15 protein-coding genes are annotated in these 16,179 nt (G+C 66.7%); 6 read left to right on the forward strand and 9 right to left on the reverse strand.

Going from position 1 to position 16,179, the window contains the following annotated elements:
- Positions 1–49: 49 nt before the first annotated feature.
- Together PSA7680_RS07855 and PSA7680_RS07860 are read right to left on the reverse strand one after the other, a co-directional pair.
- Positions 50–1,207, reverse strand: a complete 1,158-nt coding sequence (locus PSA7680_RS07855; protein ID WP_085868133.1) for an acyl-CoA dehydrogenase family protein — start codon at positions 1,205–1,207, stop codon at positions 50–52.
- Complete coding sequence (locus tag PSA7680_RS07860; protein WP_085868134.1) at positions 1,207–2,982, reverse strand: acyl-CoA dehydrogenase C-terminal domain-containing protein; 1,776 nt, start codon at positions 2,980–2,982, stop codon at positions 1,207–1,209. Before PSA7680_RS07860 ends, PSA7680_RS07855 begins: the two co-directional genes overlap by 1 nt.
- A gap of 347 nt (positions 2,983–3,329) precedes the next feature.
- On the opposite strand from PSA7680_RS07860, the gene PSA7680_RS07865 reads away from it, so the two are divergent.
- Complete coding sequence (locus PSA7680_RS07865; protein ID WP_085868135.1) at positions 3,330–3,617, forward strand: SCP2 sterol-binding domain-containing protein; 288 nt, start codon at positions 3,330–3,332, stop codon at positions 3,615–3,617.
- 72 nt (positions 3,618–3,689) lie between these two features.
- On the opposite strand, the gene PSA7680_RS07870 is transcribed toward PSA7680_RS07865, so the two are convergent.
- Together PSA7680_RS07870 and PSA7680_RS07875 are read right to left on the reverse strand one after the other, a co-directional pair.
- Positions 3,690–4,133: an SRPBCC family protein gene (locus PSA7680_RS07870; protein ID WP_085868136.1), complete on the reverse strand. Its 444-nt coding sequence runs from the start codon at positions 4,131–4,133 to the stop codon at positions 3,690–3,692.
- A gap of 104 nt (positions 4,134–4,237) precedes the next feature.
- Complete coding sequence (locus PSA7680_RS07875) at positions 4,238–4,642, reverse strand: hypothetical protein (RefSeq protein ID WP_085868138.1); 405 nt, start codon at positions 4,640–4,642, stop codon at positions 4,238–4,240.
- Positions 4,643–4,769: 127 nt separating this feature from the next.
- Here PSA7680_RS07875 and PSA7680_RS07880 point away from each other — a divergent pair, with 127 nt between their 5' ends.
- Positions 4,770–5,777, forward strand: a complete 1,008-nt coding sequence (locus PSA7680_RS07880; RefSeq protein WP_085868140.1) for a GT-B fold glycosyltransferase domain-containing protein — start codon at positions 4,770–4,772, stop codon at positions 5,775–5,777.
- Positions 5,778–5,797: 20 nt separating this feature from the next.
- On the opposite strand, the gene PSA7680_RS07885 is transcribed toward PSA7680_RS07880, so the two are convergent.
- Complete coding sequence (locus PSA7680_RS07885; RefSeq protein ID WP_085868141.1) at positions 5,798–6,166, reverse strand: hypothetical protein; 369 nt, start codon at positions 6,164–6,166, stop codon at positions 5,798–5,800.
- Between the two features lie 173 nt (positions 6,167–6,339).
- Between PSA7680_RS07885 and PSA7680_RS07890 the strand changes: the two genes are divergently transcribed.
- Positions 6,340–7,632, forward strand: a complete 1,293-nt coding sequence (locus tag PSA7680_RS07890; protein ID WP_085868143.1) for an O-acetylhomoserine aminocarboxypropyltransferase/cysteine synthase family protein — start codon at positions 6,340–6,342, stop codon at positions 7,630–7,632.
- Between the two features lie 101 nt (positions 7,633–7,733).
- Here the strand turns inward: PSA7680_RS07890 and PSA7680_RS07895 are convergent, their stop codons facing one another.
- Positions 7,734–8,420 (reverse strand): SIMPL domain-containing protein, encoded by a 687-nt coding sequence (locus PSA7680_RS07895; RefSeq protein ID WP_085868144.1) that lies wholly within the window; start codon positions 8,418–8,420, stop codon positions 7,734–7,736.
- 159 nt (positions 8,421–8,579) lie between these two features.
- On the opposite strand from PSA7680_RS07895, the gene PSA7680_RS07900 reads away from it, so the two are divergent.
- A complete protein-coding gene (locus tag PSA7680_RS07900) occupies positions 8,580–11,054 on the forward strand; it encodes a hypothetical protein (RefSeq protein WP_085868145.1) in 2,475 nt (824 codons plus the stop codon).
- 81 nt (positions 11,055–11,135) lie between these two features.
- Here the strand turns inward: PSA7680_RS07900 and PSA7680_RS07905 are convergent, their stop codons facing one another.
- Positions 11,136–12,296: a M20 aminoacylase family protein gene (locus PSA7680_RS07905; protein ID WP_085868147.1), complete on the reverse strand. Its 1,161-nt coding sequence runs from the start codon at positions 12,294–12,296 to the stop codon at positions 11,136–11,138.
- Positions 12,297–12,358: 62 nt separating this feature from the next.
- Positions 12,359–13,240, reverse strand: a complete 882-nt coding sequence (locus PSA7680_RS07910; protein WP_085868149.1) for a lytic transglycosylase domain-containing protein — start codon at positions 13,238–13,240, stop codon at positions 12,359–12,361.
- A 134-nt stretch (positions 13,241–13,374) separates the two neighbouring features.
- On the opposite strand from PSA7680_RS07910, the gene mazG reads away from it, so the two are divergent.
- Entirely contained in the window at positions 13,375–14,211 is an 837-nt protein-coding gene (gene mazG / locus PSA7680_RS07915; protein WP_085868151.1) for a nucleoside triphosphate pyrophosphohydrolase, read from the forward strand.
- Positions 14,212–14,283: 72 nt separating this feature from the next.
- Positions 14,284–15,297 carry a Fe(3+) ABC transporter substrate-binding protein gene (locus tag PSA7680_RS07920; protein ID WP_370738540.1) on the forward strand — a complete coding sequence of 338 codons (1,014 nt, stop codon included), beginning with the start codon at positions 14,284–14,286 and terminating at the stop codon, positions 15,295–15,297.
- Between the two features lie 114 nt (positions 15,298–15,411).
- On the opposite strand, the gene PSA7680_RS07925 is transcribed toward PSA7680_RS07920, so the two are convergent.
- Positions 15,412–16,029, reverse strand: coding sequence for a thermonuclease family protein (locus tag PSA7680_RS07925; protein WP_085868152.1), 618 nt, complete (start codon positions 16,027–16,029; stop codon positions 15,412–15,414).
- Positions 16,030–16,179 lie beyond the last annotated feature (150 nt).

The following is a 16,179-nucleotide window of genomic DNA, read 5'->3' on the forward strand; positions in this document are numbered from 1 at the left end:
AATTTGGATCTTTCCATCTGGCGGCCCTGCGGCGGGCCGCCGAACATGTTCACAGGTCGCGCGCGACCAGTTCCTTCATGATTTCGTTCGTGCCGCCGTAGATCCGCTGCACGCGGGCGTCCGTCCACATTTCGGCCACCGGGTATTCCGTCATGTAACCATAGCCGCCGTGCAGCTGCACGCATTCGTCGATCACGGCGTTCTGCTCGTCGGTCACCCAGTATTTGCAGGCCGCCGCGGTGGCGACGTCGAGCTTGCCCTGCAGGTGGGCCACCATGCAGGCATCGAAGAAGCTGCGGGCCGCCATCGTGCGGGTCTTGCACTCGGCCAGCTTGAAGCGGGTGTTCTGGAACTGCATGAGGTTTCCGCCGAAGGCTTCGCGCTCCTTGCAATAGGCGATCGTGCGCTCCACCGCGCCTTCCATCGCGCCGATGGCACCGGCGGCGATCACGAGGCGTTCCTGCGGAAGCTGCTCCATCATCTGGTAGAAGCCCTTGCCCTCTTCAAGGCCAAGCAGGTTGTCCGGGCGCAGCTCCACGTCATCGAAGAACAGCTCGCTCGTGTCGGCGGCCTTCATGCCCACCTTGTCGAGGTTGCGGCCGCGGGTGAACCCCCGGCCCTCGGCCTCGGCTGCTTCGACCATCATCAGCGAGATGCCCCTGGCGCGCTCGTTGGGATCGGTCTTGCAGGCCACGAGGATCAGATCCGCGTGCTGGCCGTTGGTGATGAAGGTCTTCTGGCCCGAGAGCCTGTAGACGTTGCCGTCCTTGACGGCCTTCGTCTTCATCGCCTGAAGATCGCTGCCCGCGCCCGGCTCCGTCATGGCCAGCGCGGCGACGAGCTCGCCCGTGGCCATCTTCGGCAGCCAGCGCCGCTTCTGATCCTCGGTGCCGTAGGCGGTGATGTAATGGGCCACGATCGCGGAATGGATCGGGTTGCCCCAGCTGGCGATGTTGCCGCGGCCGCTTTCGATGGTGATCACGGCCTCATGGCCGAAATCACCCCCGGCGCCGCCGTATTCCTCGGGCACCGAGGCACAGAGGAGCCCAAGCTCCCCTGCCTCGTTCCAGCTTTCGCGGTCCATCATCCCGGCCTTGCGCCAGGCCTCGAACTTCGGGGCCCAGCGTTCGGCGATGAACTGGGCGGTCATCTCGCCCAGCATCGCGTGCTCCTCCGTCATCCACGGAGATGACAGAGTGCCCAGCATCAGAACGCCTCCGCGTCCAGCGCCATCACGGTCTCCGGGCCGCTCTCGATGCGGGCGCGGTGCATCTTGGTGGCCGGCATCATGCGGGCCATGAAGTAGCGGCCCGTCACCAGCTTGTTGCGGTAGAAGGCTTCATCCGAGGTGCCCGCGGCCAGCGCGGTGTTGGCGGCCTTCGCCATCTGACCCCACATCAGGCCGAGGCAGACGTAGCCGAAGAGATGCAGGAAGTCGGTGGACCCGGCCAGCGCGGCGTTCGGGTTCTTCATGCCGTTCTGCATGAAATACATCATGCAGGCCTGCAGATCCTTGCTCGCATCCTTCAGCGGCTCGATGAAATCCTTCATCGCCTCGTCGTCCTTGTTCTCGGCGATGAAGCCCTTGACCATCTCGAAGAAGGCCATGGCCGGCTTGCCGCCGTCCGCGGCCAGCTTGCGGCCCACGAGATCGAGCGCCTGCACGCCGTTGGCGCCTTCGTAGATCATGGCGATCCGGGCATCGCGGGCGAACTGGGACATCCCCCATTCCTCGATGTAGCCGTGGCCGCCGTAGACCTGCTGGGCCTGGATCGTCATGTCGAAGCCGATGTCGGTCAGGAAGCCCTTCACCACCGGAGTCAGCAGCGAGATCAGCCCGTCGGCGTCCTTGTCGCCGGCGCGGTGGGCCTTGTCGATCTGCATGGCCGACCAGAGCATGAAGGCGCGGCCACCCTCGACGAAGCTCTTCTGGTCCATCAGCGAGCGGCGGATGTCGGGGTGCACGATCAGCGGATCGGCCGGGCCGTCCGGGTTCTTGGCGCCGGTCACGGCGCGGCCCTGCAGGCGATCCTTGGCGTAGGCCACGGCGTTCTCGTAGGCCACGGAGGCCTGGGCGAGGCCCTGCATGCCGACGCCGAGGCGCGCTTCGTTCATCATGGTGAACATCGCGCGCATCCCCTTGTGCTCCTGGCCGAGCAGGAAGCCGGTGGCGCCGTCGTAGTTCATCACGCAGGTGGAGTTGCCGTGGATGCCCATCTTTTCTTCGATGTTGCCCACGGAGACGCCGTTGCGCTCACCGAGGGAGCCGTCTTCGTTGACCATGTATTTCGGCACGATGAAGAGCGAGACACCCTTGATGCCCTCCGGGCCGCCCACGATCTTGGCGAGCACCAGGTGGATGATGTTCTCGCTCATGTCGTGCTCGCCGGCGGAGATGAAGATCTTCTGGCCGGAAATCTTGTAGGTGCCGTCGGGCTGCGGCTCCGCCTTGGTGCGCATCAGGCCCAGATCGGTGCCGCAGTGGGGCTCCGTCAGGTTCATGGTGCCCGTCCAGTCGCAGGTGGCCATCTTCGGCAGGTAGGTGCGTTTCTGCTGCTCGGTGCCGTGGGCGTAGATCGCGGAGGCCGCACCGTGGGTCAGGCCGCCGTACATGGCGAAGGCCATGTTGGCCGCGGACATCATCTCGCCGATGGCGGTGTTGAGCACGATCGGCATGCCCTGGCCGCCGTATTCCGGATCCATGTCCATGCCGTACCAGCCACCGAGGCGCACCTGGTCGAAGGCCTCCTTGAAGCCGGTGGGCGTTTTCACCACGCCGTTCTCCAGCTTGCAGCCTTCCTTGTCGCCCACCACGTTGAGCGGGGCCAGCACGTCGCGGCTGATCTTGGCGGCTTCTTCCAGCACGGCGCCGGTGAAATCCTCGGCCAGTTCGTCGAAGCCCGGAATGGGGCTTTCGTGCACTTTCAGCACATCGTGCAGGACGAACTGAAGATCACGGGTCGGTGCGTTGTAGGTCGGCATTGGTCTCTCCCAAAATTCGCGGTCGCGCCGACTCAGCCACGGGAAGCCCGGTAGTGCGTCCTCCCTGCCATGTGCCGGCGCTCATGGCTTTCCTGCCTGTATATGACAGATCGCCGGGGGGCGTTTTCAAGGCGAAAAGCTGCCGCGCGCGTCAAGTCACGCAACGTCGTTTCGCGTGCTAAGATGTTCAAAGAAAAAGGACGTTGCGTCGCTAAATCCAGAAAAAGCTTGCATGGAATCCGGGCTGCCCCCACCCCGGACACCGCCGCAGCACTTCTCGCTGCTGACAGCGCGCCACGCGCATGGCATAGATCGAAACACGCTCAAACAAAGGACACCCTGCGCGCATGTCGGAATTCATCGAGAAGGTCGTGAACGGTTTCAACAAGAACCTCGGCGGCAAGGAAATCGACGCGAGCTTCAAGTTCGTCTTCCCCGAAGGCACCGTGCTGGTGGACCAGTCGGGCGCCCGCGAAGAGGACGGGCCGGCCGACTGCACGCTGACGATGAAGAGCGAAACCTTCATCGGCCTGATCAAGGGCGAGGTGAACCCGGCCAAGGCCTTCATGCTCGGCAAGATCAAGATCTCCGGCAACGTGATGCAGGCGCGCAAGCTGGGCGAACTGCTGGGCTGACCCAGCAGGTGGCCGCCCGCGCGGCACCCTCCCGAACGTTCCCGCGCCGCCGGCGCGGCCGCCGGGCCGGCCTCAGGCCGCCTCGACGACCTCCGCGAAGCTCTGGAAGAACTTGCCCGAAAGCTTCTTGGCGGTGCTCTGGATCAGGCGGCTTCCGAGTTGGGCGATCTTGCCGCCCACGTCGGCCTTGGCGGTGTAGCGCAGGATCGTGGCCTCGCCGTCTTCCTCAAGCACCACGTCCGCGCCGCCCTTGGCGAAACCGGCCGCGCCCCCGTTGCCCTGCCCGGCCAGCGAGAAGGCATGCGGCGCGCCCTCCCTGTCCAGCGTGACCTCGCCGCCGAACTTGGCCTTCACCGGGCCGATCTTCAGAACGACCTTGGCCTCCAGCTGATCCTCGCCCACCTCGGTGAGTTCCTCGCAGCCGGGGATGCATTGCTTCAGCACCTCGATGTCATTGAGCGCGGCGTAGACGGTTTGCAGCGGCGCGTTGATGCGGATTTCGTCGCTCAGTTCCATGGCGGGGCTCCTCGGTGCTCTGGGTGGTCTGTTCTGCCCCCTGAAAGGGCTTTCGCGCATGAAAGGCGCAAAGGCGGCCCCGGCGCAACCTGTAATCGCGCCGCTCAGGGCATCATCACCGCATCGCGCGTGTAGCTGGCCTCGGCCACGGTGCCGTCGTCGAAGGTGACGCGCACGTCCACCGACTGCACGCTGCCCAGGCCGAAGCCCGTGTAGGGCTGCCGCCCCTCGGCGCGGATGGCATTGGGCTGGGCCTCGCCCTCGTAGCAGGGTTCCACCTCCCACGCCTGCATCTCGCCGCCGTTCACCGCGTATTCGATGCCCGAGAGCCCGCAGCGCCAGGCTTCGAGATGGGTGAAGTAGAGCAGATCCCGCCCGTCGAACTCCCGCAGGGCGATCCACCCCGCCCTGGTGGCCTCAAGGATGGGGCGCACCTCGGCGGCGGTGGTGAAATTCTGCGCCTGCGCCGGGGCGGCGGCGAGCAGCAGAAGGGTCAGACTGGCGCGCATGGCGGTCTCCTCCCGGTTCCTTGCAATTGACCCGCACAATCTGCGGGTCGCGGCCCGAATACGGCTTCAGACGGGAGCACGGAGCACGTATAGTCCCGTCAAAACCTATCGGACGAGCAGTGCCAGCATGACAGAGACCGACGGAAAAAGCCAAAGCTGCAACGTGGCCATCGTGGGCCAATCGGGGCGGTTGCAATACGAAGCCCTGCTGTTCCTCGCCTCCTTTCGCGCCCACAATCCCGATTTCGAGGGAAAGCTCTTCGTGCTGGAGCCGCAGAAGACCGACAGGTGGTGGAGCGATCCGCGCATCCGCGACGAGGACGTGCGCGCGCTGATGACCGGGGAATACGGCGCCGAGATCCTGCCCTTCGAGAACCGCCACTTCGGCGAATCCTACCCCTACGGCAACAAGATCGAGGGGCTCTTGGCGCTGCCCGAAGGCGAGCCCTTCGTCTTCTTCGACACCGACACGCTGTTCACCGGCCCGCTGTCGCGCGTGCCCTTCGATTTCGACCGCCCCTCGGCCTCGATGCGCCGCGAGGGCAGCTGGCCCACGATCGAGCTCTACGGCCCCGGCTACACCCAGATCTGGAAATCGCTCTACGACAAGTTCGGGCTGGATTTCGAAAGCTCGCTGGATCTCTCCAAGCCCGATGAATTCTGGGAGCGCTACCTCTATTTCAACGCCGGCTGGTTCTTCCACCGCTGCCCGAAGGCCTTCGGCGAACGCTTCCTCGAATACGCGCTGGCGATCCGCGACGACGCCCCGGAAGAACTCGTCTGCCAGTCGCTCGATCCCTGGCTCGATCAGGTGGCGCTGCCGCTGGTGATCCACAGCTTCGGCGGCGGGCGCGACACCATCCCCGCGGGGCTGCTGGACGGCGAGATCACCTGCCACTACCGGGTGCTGCCGCTGGCCTACGCCCGCGAGGACGATCGCGTGATCACCACGCTGGAAACCGTTGCCGCGCCCAACAAGCTCAAGAAAGTGCTCAAGAAATACGAGCCGATGCTGCGGATGATCTACCAGGGCCGCGGCCAGAAGGTGCGTGCCATGTTCGACCGCGAAAACCTGCCCCACAGGGAGCAGGCGATCCGCAACCAGATCAAGCGCGCGAATTTCTGGATGCGCTAGTCAGGCGCCGGAGCCGCCCCTCAGAGGAGCGGCTCTTCCGCCACCCCCGGCGCGCCGGTCGGCACCATCTGCTGGAAGCTGCCGTCGCCGCCGAAGGTGCATTGGTAGTACTCGAAGATCTCTTCGCCCCGCGGCACCGTCACGTTCACCTCGTAGCGGCCGTCGATGAGCGCGGCTTCGGTGGTGCGGATCGAGGTGGCATCCACGGTGGTGGTGTCGGAGACGGCGCCCCGGCAGAAGGCCGGCATGTCCACGACGGCCAGCACCTGCGGCGCGCCGTTGCGGCTGCGATTCACGGCGTCGGGGTTCGAGTTGGGGATCTGCGAATTGCTCGAACAGGCCGCCAGGGCGGCGAGAATTCCGAGGCTGATGAAGGCTTTGCGGCTCATTGCTGACTCCGTTCCTGCGCTGGGGCTTTCCCTTTTTGAACATCCGCGCCGGGCGAAGGTCAAGCGCAAGCGGCCAGGCTTGCCGGATTCACGCGTTGGCGGGTTTGAATGTTGTCGGGGCCGAGGCCTTGCCCTAACGTGGCCGGCGACATTTCATCCGGGAGACCAATTTCATGAGCGAACCCAAGCCGCAGGGCTTTGACACCCTCCAGATCCACGCCGGCGCAACGCCCGATCCGGCCACCGGCGCCCGGCAGGTGCCGATCTACCAGACGACGGCCTACGTGTTCCGCGACGCCGAGCACGCCGCCGCGCTCTTCAACCTCCAGGAAGTGGGCTACATCTATTCCCGCCTGACCAATCCCACCGTGGCCGCGCTGGCCGAACGGATCTGCGCGCTGGAAGGCGGCGCGGGGGCCGTCTGCTGCTCCTCCGGCCACGCGGCCCAGATCATGGCGCTCTTCCCGCTCATGGGGCCGGGCAGGAATATCGTCGCATCCACAAGGCTTTACGGCGGGACGGTCACCCAGTTCTCGCAGACGATCAAGCGCTTCGGCTGGTCCTGCACCTTCGTGGATTTCGAGGATCACGACGCCCTGCGCGCCGCCATCGATGACGACACCCGCGCGATCTTCTGCGAATCCATCGCCAACCCGGGCGGCTACATCACCGATCTGGACGCGATCTCCGCCATCGCCGACGAGGCCGGGCTGCCGCTGATCGTGGACAACACCTCGGCCTCGCCCTACCTCTGCAACCCGATCAAGCACGGCGCGACGCTGGTGGTGCATTCCACCACCAAGTATCTCACCGGCAACGGCACCGTCACCGGCGGCTGCATCGTGGACTCCGGCAAGTTCGACTGGTCGGCCTCCGGCAAGTTCCCCTCCCTGAGCGAGCCCGAGCCCGCCTATCACGGGCTCACCTTCCACGAGGCCCTCGGGCCGATGGCCTTCACCTTCCACTCCATCGCCGTGGGGCTGCGCGATCTGGGCATGACGATGAACCCGCAGGGCGCCCACTACACGCTCATGGGGATCGAAACGCTTTCGCTGCGGATGCAGAAGCACGTGGAGAACGCACAGAAAGTGGCCGCCTGGCTGGAGGCCCACCCGGCGGTGGAGAAGGTCACCTACGCCGGCCTGCCCTCCTCGCCCTACGCCGAGCGCGCCAAGCGGATCTGCCCGCGCGGGGCCGGCGCGCTGTTCACCGTGGCGCTGAAGGGCGGCTATGACGCCTGCGTCAAGCTGGTGGACAGCCTCGAGCTGTTCTCCCACGTGGCCAACCTCGGCGATGCGCGCTCGCTGATCATCCACTCGGCCTCCACCACGCACCGGCAGCTTTCGCCGGAGCAGCAGGAAGCCGCGGGCGCCGTGCCCAACGTGGTGCGCCTCTCCATCGGCATCGAGGACGCCGACGACATCATCGCCGATCTCGAACAGGCGCTGGCGAAGGCCGCGGGCTGATCGGCCCCCTCCCGGAACCAGACCAGGCCAGGCCGGACCAGACCGGACCCGGCAAGGCAAAGCCCCGCGAGAGCGGGGCTTTTTCGTTTTCAGGCATACAGTTATTCGGCGTCCTTGATCTCGTAGACCAAGGTCACCGTGGCCGAAAGCGTCAGCTCGCCTTCCGCGATCGGAACGCTGTCGCGCGCCATGGCGGCTTCCATCATGCGCGGCTGCGGCCGGTAGCTGCCCGCCTCCGACAGCGACAGCAGATCGCCGAGATCCACGCCCGCGGCCTCGGCATAGAGCGCGGCCCGCGCCCGCGCCTCGGCCACGGCCGCACGGCGGGCCTCGTCCATCAGCGCGCTGCCGTCGGCCAGCCCGAACTGCACCCCCCTGAAGCTGTTGCCGCCCTGTTTCATCACCCCGTCCAGCACCCCGCCCAGGGCCCCTAGTTCGCGCACCCGCACCGTCACCATGTTGCTGGCCACGAAGCCGGTGATCTCCCGCTGGCCGGCCGCGGTCGCCTGCCGCCAGCGCGGCGACACGGAGAGCCCGCTCGTCTGCATGTCGGCGGGCGCGATGCCGTCGGCTTCGAGCGCCGCCAGCACCCGCGTCATGCGTTCGGAATTGGCAGCCAGCGCCTGCGCGCCCGTCTCGCCTTCCGTGATCACCCCGAGCGTGACCGTGGCCATGTCGGGTGCCGCCGTCACCTGCCCCTCCGCCGTGACGGTGATCTGGCGGGGCGCCTCCTGCGCCAGTGCAGGCAGCGGCAGCAGGAAAGGCAGTGTCATCAACAGCTTGCGCATCGGGTTTCCTTCCGTTGGATGCAGATCTTGCCTCCAACACATACGCAGCCCACGGCGCGCGCGCAGAAGATTTTGCCGGATGCGCGAAATCTTGCCTTTCCGGCCCGCCGGCGCGATGGCATCTTCTGGGCAGCGTTCCTTTCATGGTAGGATTTGTGCATGTTGCCCGGCTTCGCTCTCAACCTGTCGCACACCGGCATCAGCCTGCTGAAACGGGCCGATGGCGGCTGGCACGTGCTGGGCGACGCCTCGCTGGCCTCCAGCAGGCTGGGCGACGATCTGAAGGCGTTGCGCGCCAAGGCGCGGCGCCAGCCCTATGCGCCCTTCCTCTGCAAGCTGGTGATCCCCAATTCCGAAGTGCTCTACACCGAGGTGGAGGCCCCCGGCCCCACGGATGCGGAGCGTCTCGTGCAGATCCGCGCCGCGCTGGAGGGCCTCACCCCCTATTCGGTGGACGAACTGGCGTTCGACTGGCGGCTCAAGGGGGAGCGCGCGCAGGTGGCGGCGGTGGCGCAGATGACGCTGCGCGAAGCCGAGGGGTTCGCGCTGGAGCACAACTTCCCGCCCGCCTGTTTCGTGGCCATTCCCGAGGCCGGCGCCTTCGACGGCGAGCCCTTCTTCGGCCTGCCCCACACCCGCCCCGCCGATCTGGTGGTGGAGCGGGACCCCGAGGCGATCCGCATCCTGCCGCACGAACCGGCGGCACCCTCGGCCCCGGCGGCCAAGCCGGCCCCGCAGGCAGAGCCTGAGCCGCCGACCGAGCAACAAGATCCTGCAGACACCAAAGATCCCACGCCCCCCCCGGACGCGGAGGACGTTCCGGCGCCGGACACGGCCACCGGCCCCTCGCCCGAGGTCCAGGCCCTCGCAGCCTCGCTCGCCCCGCGGTTTTCCTTCGTGGCGGAGGCCCCCGCGGACCCCGCGCCCGAAGCGTCCGGCGGCGATGCCTCCGCGCCGCAGCCGGGGGAGGAGGCCGCGGACGATGCGGAAGCCGGCGTGCCCGCCTTCGTGCGGGCCGCGGAGAGCCTGACGCCCGCCGCACCCATCGCCACACCGGCCCCCGCGCCGACACCCGCGCCCTCCGTCACGGCCACCGCCGATGTGGCGCTGGTGGCGGCGCAGGATGATCTTGCCCCGCAGGAGGCCCCGCAGCCCCTTCGCAAGCCCGACGACCCCTTCCCCCTGCCCGCCTTCCCTGCGGCCGGCGAAGCGCGATCGGGCCTCGGCCGCAAGCTGCTGCCCATCGCCGGGCTCGCGGCCTGCGTGGCGCTGCTGCTGGTCGGCGTCCGCTTCCTGAACGCCCCCGCCGCCGTGGACATGCTGCGCGTGGAGGCCCCGACGGCGGCGCAGACGCCCGCCGACGAAACGGCCAACATCGATCTCGCCGCTCTGCCCGAGTCCGACGGCGCGGCCCTGCTGGAGCCGGCCCTCGTGGAAGGGGCCGAGACCGAAAGCGCCGCCGCCCCCGCCGGGGATGGCTCCGGTGAGACCGCCGGGCCGGATCCGGTGGTGCTGGCCAGCCTGCCCGAGGCAAGCGCCCCGGTGCTGCTGCAGGAGGCGCCGGACGCGGCGGCCCCGGCCGATGACGCCGCCGCCGCGCCGCCGGCACAGGAGGCCGGGCCCGAAACGGCAGGCGCCCCGCTTGCCGAGGCCGAGGGCCCGCGGCTGAACCTGCTTCAGGGGCCAGGCTCCACCGATTCGCTCTACATCGCTTCGATCGACCCGCAGACGGAGGGCTCCGACGCCGTGGCCCTGCCCGGGATCGACTCCTTTGAAACCGATGCCCCGCTCGCCGCGCGCAGCAACCCGGCCGATGCGGCCACGCAGTTCGCGCTGGACGAGAACGGCTGGGTCGTGCCCACGACCGAAGGCGCGCTGACGCCCGACGGTGTCCGTGTCTTCGCCGGCGCGCCACCGCGCCCCTCGACCCCGCGCCCCGAAGGCCTTGCCCCCGTTGATCTTCTGGCCGAGGCCGATCCGCTCGCGGGCTTCCGCCCGGCGGCCCGGCCCGCCGATCTCGTGGAAAACGACGAGCGCAACCGGCTGGGCGGCCGCACCCTGGCCCAGCTCGCCACGCTGCGCCCCGTGCCGCGCCCGAACGATGCCCTCGCCGTGGCTGCCGCGCTGGCGGATGCGCAAGAGGCCGCCGAGGCCGAAGCCGATGCGTTTGACCTTCCCACCGAACGTGCTGTAGCCCGTTCCCCGCTGCCGCGCCCGCGCCCCGAGATCGAGACGCGCCGCGTGGCGGCTGTCGCCCCCACCGCGACGGCGCCGGCCCCCAAACCGGCTCCGAAACCCGCTCCGCAAGCCGAGACGGGCGCGGAGGAGACCGGCGGCAGGACGACGGGGCAACGGTTGTCCCGTCAGGAGATCAATTCGAAGACGAAGACGGCAGCAAGCGTGGCACAGCAGGCGACACTCAAGAACGCGATGAACCTCGGCAAGATCAACCTGATCGGCGTCTACGGCTCTGACAAGAACCGCCGGGCGCTGATCCGGCTCTCCAGCGGGCGCTACGTGAAGGTGAAGGTCGGTGATCGCGTCGACGGCGGCCAGGTGGCCTCCATCGGCTCCAGCGAATTGCGCTACATCAAGAGCGGCCGCAACATCACCCTCAAGATGCCCAAGGGCTGAGGCCGCCCGCGCCCGCCCGCCTTGCGGCAGCCCCCGGCTTTTTTCGAGACAGGCAGCCGGCCCGGCGCCGGCTATGCCGCGTCAGAGCGGCTGCGCGGTTTCCACCAGCCGGGCGAAGAAGCTGGCGCCGATCGGGCTGATCTCGTCGTTGAAATCATAGGCCGGGTGGTGGCACACTGGACCGTCGCCCTGCCCGAGGAAGAGATAGGCCCCGGGCCTGCGTTCCAGCATGTAGGCGAAATCCTCCGAGCCCATCTGCTTGGGGGAATCCCCCACCACGGCGGCCTCCCCCACGACCTCGCGCGCCACGTTCAGGGCGAAATCCGTCTCGGCGGGTTCGTTGATCGTGGCCGGGTAATCGCGGTGATAGAGGATCTCGGCCCGAACCCCGAAGGCTGCCGCCTGCCCTTCGGCCAGCGCGCGGATGCGGGCCTCGGCCAGATCGCGCACCTCGGGGCTGAAGCAGCGCACGGTGCCGCCGATGTAGGCGGTTTCCGGCACCACGTTGAGCGCCTTGCCGGCGTGGATCGAGGTGACCGAGAGCACCACGTCGTCGATGGCGGAGATGTTGCGGCTCACCACCGTCGGCAGCGCCTGCGCCAGCGCCACCACCGCCGGGATCGGATCCACCGTATCCTCGGGCATGGCGGCATGGCCGCCCCGGCCGCGGAAGGTGATCTCGAATTCGTCCACCGCCGCCATGATCGGCCCCGGCGTGCCGTGGAAATGGCCCACCGGAACGTTGGGCGCGTTGTGCAGCGCGAACACGCGGGAGATCCCGAAACGCTCCATCACGCCCTCTTCCACCATCACGCCCGCCCCGCCGCCGGCTTCCTCGGCGGGCTGGAAGATCAGCACCGCGCGCCCCTTGAAACGGCGGGTTTCGGCCAGGTATTTCGCCGCGCCCAGCAGCATGGTGGTATGGCCGTCATGGCCGCAGGCGTGCATGTGGCCCGTGGTTTCGGAGGCGTAGTCCACGCCGCTTTCCTCGACGATCGGCAGGGCGTCCATGTCGGCGCGCAGCCCGATCGCGGGGCCCTCGCCCTGCCCGTGGATCACGGCGACGACGCCCGATGTGGCGATGCCGGTATGGATCTCGTCCACGCCGAACTCCCGCAGCCGTTCCTCCACGAAGGCGGCCGTCTTGTGGCAGTCGAACACCAGTTCCGGGTTGCGGTGCAGCCAATGGCGCCAGGCCTTCATCTCCTCGGCGTAGTCGGCGATGCGGTTGATCACGGGCATTGGCACTCTCCTGTCTGCTGCCTCAAGTGCTACAGCCGCTGGCGGCGGGCGCAAGAGCAATCTCAGTTGCGGAACACCGCGCAGATGCAGCCGGCGCGGCGCAGGCTGTTGCAGAAGGTGCTGGCGCTGCGCAGCGAGCCGCGCCCGATGCGGGCCATGTAGTAGCCCTTCACCGGCGAGACGCGGTTCTTCACGAAGATGAAATCCGGCTCCTCTCCCGCCACCTGCGCCGCGCAGCGCCGGGTGTTCTGCCGGAAGCGCCGCAGCGAGGCCTCGGGCGTCACGCCATAGGCCAGTTGCACGCCGAAAGGCTCGCGGCGCGGCACCGGGCGCGGCGGCGGCGAAAGCGCCCGCTTGCGCGCCATCGCGTGGCAGGCAGGCGCGAAGGCTGTGTCACCGTCGAGGCGGAAATCCGGCGCGTCGGGCGGCGCATCGCGCCATGTTTCGGCCGACCGCGCCGTGATGATGCGCACGTAGGCCGCGGTTTCCGACGCGAGCCCCGCCCGGCCCGCCACGAAGCGCTCGGCCCGGTTCTCGCCACCGTTGTAGGCCACCGCCGCCAGCCCCGGATTGCCGAAACGGCGCTGCAACTCCCCCAGATACTCGGCGGAATGCTCCAACGCCTCGGCCGGGTTGAACGGATCGGAAAGCCCGCGCAGTTTCGCCGTGGACGGGATGAACTGCGCGATGCCGAGCGCATTGGCCGGGCTCACGGCGTTGGGGTCGAACCGGCTCTCCTGCCAGATTAGCCGCGCGAAGAAATGCGCGTCCAGCCCGTGGCGGGCGGCGGCGCTCTCGATGAGCTGGCAGGTATCGAAGGTGAAATGCGCGTCCCGGATGCATTCCACATGGCCCCATTTGCCTTGCGTGCAGGCGCGCTCCGGCGGCTCTGCGCGCGAAGGCACGGGCATCAGAAGGATCAAAAGGGCCAGAACAAACCGCATCACACAAACTCACGCACAGCAGCTCCACCCTGCCGCGACATCGGGTGCGCCTCAAGCCCCGGGTGCCGGCGGGGCTTCACATTCGGGCGCGGCGTTGCTTAAACCGGGGCCAGCCATCAGCAGCGGAGAGCCCCATGCCCCAGAGCGAAAGCGACAGACTTGTCTTTGACCCGGAGGGCGGCCTGCCCCGCCTGCGCGAGATCATGCGCCGCCTGCGCGATCCCGAAACCGGCTGCCCCTGGGACATCGAACAGGATTTCGCCACCATCGCCCCCTACACCATCGAGGAAGCCTACGAGGTGGCCGATGCGATCGAGCGCGAGGCCTGGGGCGAGCTTGAGGGCGAGCTGGGCGATCTGCTGTTCCAGACGGTCTACCACGCGCAGATGGCCGAGGAGGCCGGGCATTTCACCTTCGACGCGGTGGTGAAGAACATCTCCGACAAGATGGTCCAGCGCCACCCCCATGTGTTCGGCGACGAGAGCAACAAGAAATCCGCCGAGCAGCAGACCCGCGACTGGGAGGCCCAGAAGGCCAGGGAGCGCGCCCGGCGCGCCGAGAAAGGCACGCTGGACGGCGTTGCCATCGGGCTGCCCGCCCTGCTGCGCGCGCTGAAGCTGCAATGGCGCGCCGCGCGGGTGGGCTTTGACTGGCCCGCCACCGACAACGTGCTCGACAAGCTTCTGGAAGAAAGCCGCGAACTGGTGGAGGCGCGCGATACGCTGTCGCAGGAGAAAGTGGCCGAAGAGTTCGGCGACCTGCTCTTCGTGATGGCCAACCTCGGCCGCCACCTCGGGGTGGATCCCGAGGCCGCGCTGCGCGCCGCCAATGCGAAATTCACCCGACGCTTTGAAAGGATTGAAGAAAAACTGGCCGAACGCGGCAAGACCCCGGCCCAGTCCACGCTCGAAGAGATGGATGCGCTCTGGGACGAAGCCAAGCTGGAGGAGCGGGAAAAAAATCCCAAGTGATTTGATCAGCTATTGACCTGATAAAAATTATCGGGTTTACAGTCCCCGGAATTCAAACTCAGAGGACTTACAATGTTCATGCGCTTCCGCACGACCGCACTCGCGATGGCCGCCTTCGCCACGGCAGCCCCGGCCCTGGCTGACGAAGTCAATGTCTATTCCTACCGGCAGCCCGAACTGATCAAGCCGCTCACCGATGCCTTCACCGAGGAAACCGGCATCAAGGTCAACGTGGCCTTCCTCGAAAAGGGCATGGTCGAACGGCTCCAGGCCGAAGGCGACCGCTCCCCCGCCGACGTGGTCCTGACCGTGGACATCTCCCGCCTTGCCGGCGTGGTGGAAGCCGGGCTGACCCAGCCGGTGACCTCCGAAACGCTGGAGGCCAACGTGCCGGCGCAATACCGCGACCCGGACAACAACTGGTTCGGCCTCACCACCCGCGCCCGCATCGTCTATGCCTCCAAGGAGCGCGTGGCCGACGGTGAAGTGACCACCTACGAGGATCTGGCCGATCCGAAGTGGAAGGGCCGCATCTGCATCCGCTCCGGCACCAATGCCTACAACGTCGCCCTCACCGCGGCCCACCTGTATCACCACGGCGAAGAAGCCACGAAGGCATGGCTGGAAGGCGTGAAGGCCAACCTCGCCCGCAAGCCGCAGGGCAACGACCGCGCCCAGGTGAAGGCGATCTGGGCCGGCGAATGCGACATCTCGGTGGGCAACACCTACTACATGGGCAAGATGTTGGAAGATCCCGAGCAGAAGGAATGGGCCGACAGCGTGCGCATCGTCTTCCCCGAGTTCGAAGGCCACGGCACCCACGTGAACATCTCCGGTGTGGCGATGACGAAAGCCGCCCCCAACAAGGAGAACGCGCTGAAATTCATGGAATTCCTGACCTCGCCCAAAGCGCAGGAAATCTACGGCGCGGCCAACTACGAATACCCGATCGCACCGGGCACCGAGCCTGTCGAGCTGGTGAAGGGCTGGGGCGAATTCTCCGCCGACCCGGTGAACCTGATGGAGCTCGCCAAGCTGCGCCCCGCCGCGCTGAAACTGATCGAAACGGTCGATTTCGACGGCTGATCGCACAAGTCAGAGAAACAGGAAACGCCGCCCCTCGGGGCGGCGTTTTGCGTTTTGGGGGCGCGAAGTACCGCCGAAGCGACCGACTCTTTGCAAACCATTAGCAGTTCCGGCTTAGGACCCGGCCTTTTGATTTTCTTCGAAACGTTTCCAAACACCCATATGACCTTTCTGGCGCGCGGCGGCGAGGAACAGTTTCTTCCTCACCCCTTCCACTTCCAAGTCACTGTATTTGCCATCTGAGAACTTGGGCCAATCCAGAGCCAAGCCCTGCCTAACCATTTCCGCGGACAAATCACGCCCGTCAGAAAGATAACAGCGAGCAACAACGCGCCCATATTCGTCGATGTCGGTCACCTCTGCCCTGACTTCTTGCCCCTTGCAAAGGCTGTGGAGCGCCCACTTTGCCTTTTTTCCATATGGGTGATCCAACTCGGGAGCGTCGACCCCGAACAACCGAATCTGGGTCGAGCCAATTTTTATCGTGTCGCCATCGATCACCCACGCGGAACCGACCAAAACCGTTTCCGGGGGGGCAGGCTTTGATGTTGGCTCGTCAAAGGGTTCGGGCTGTGCTTCTACCTTCGGAGGAGCAACCGGCTTGGAAGCAGGGTGAACCTGTTCGTCCGGAGGCATGGTTTTCAGTGGAATCGTTTTCTGTGTGCGCTTTACATTTCGGCTGTTGAGCATTGCAAACCCTACAACAACCAAGGCAACGAACAGCAGTTCCATATTTTGAGTTTTCCTTTGGCCTGCGAATATCTCACCGACCTCAGCTTGTTACCGAGCCGACAATATTCTTTTGAATTTCGGCCAAAGTCTTAATCGCTATTCGCCAGATGTTCAAAGCATCGAGTGAGGTTAACAGAAAAAATGTTGTCA

The organism is Pseudoruegeria aquimaris (assembly GCF_900172235.1).
GTDB classification, from domain to species: Bacteria; Pseudomonadota; Alphaproteobacteria; order Rhodobacterales; family Rhodobacteraceae; genus Pseudoruegeria; species Pseudoruegeria aquimaris.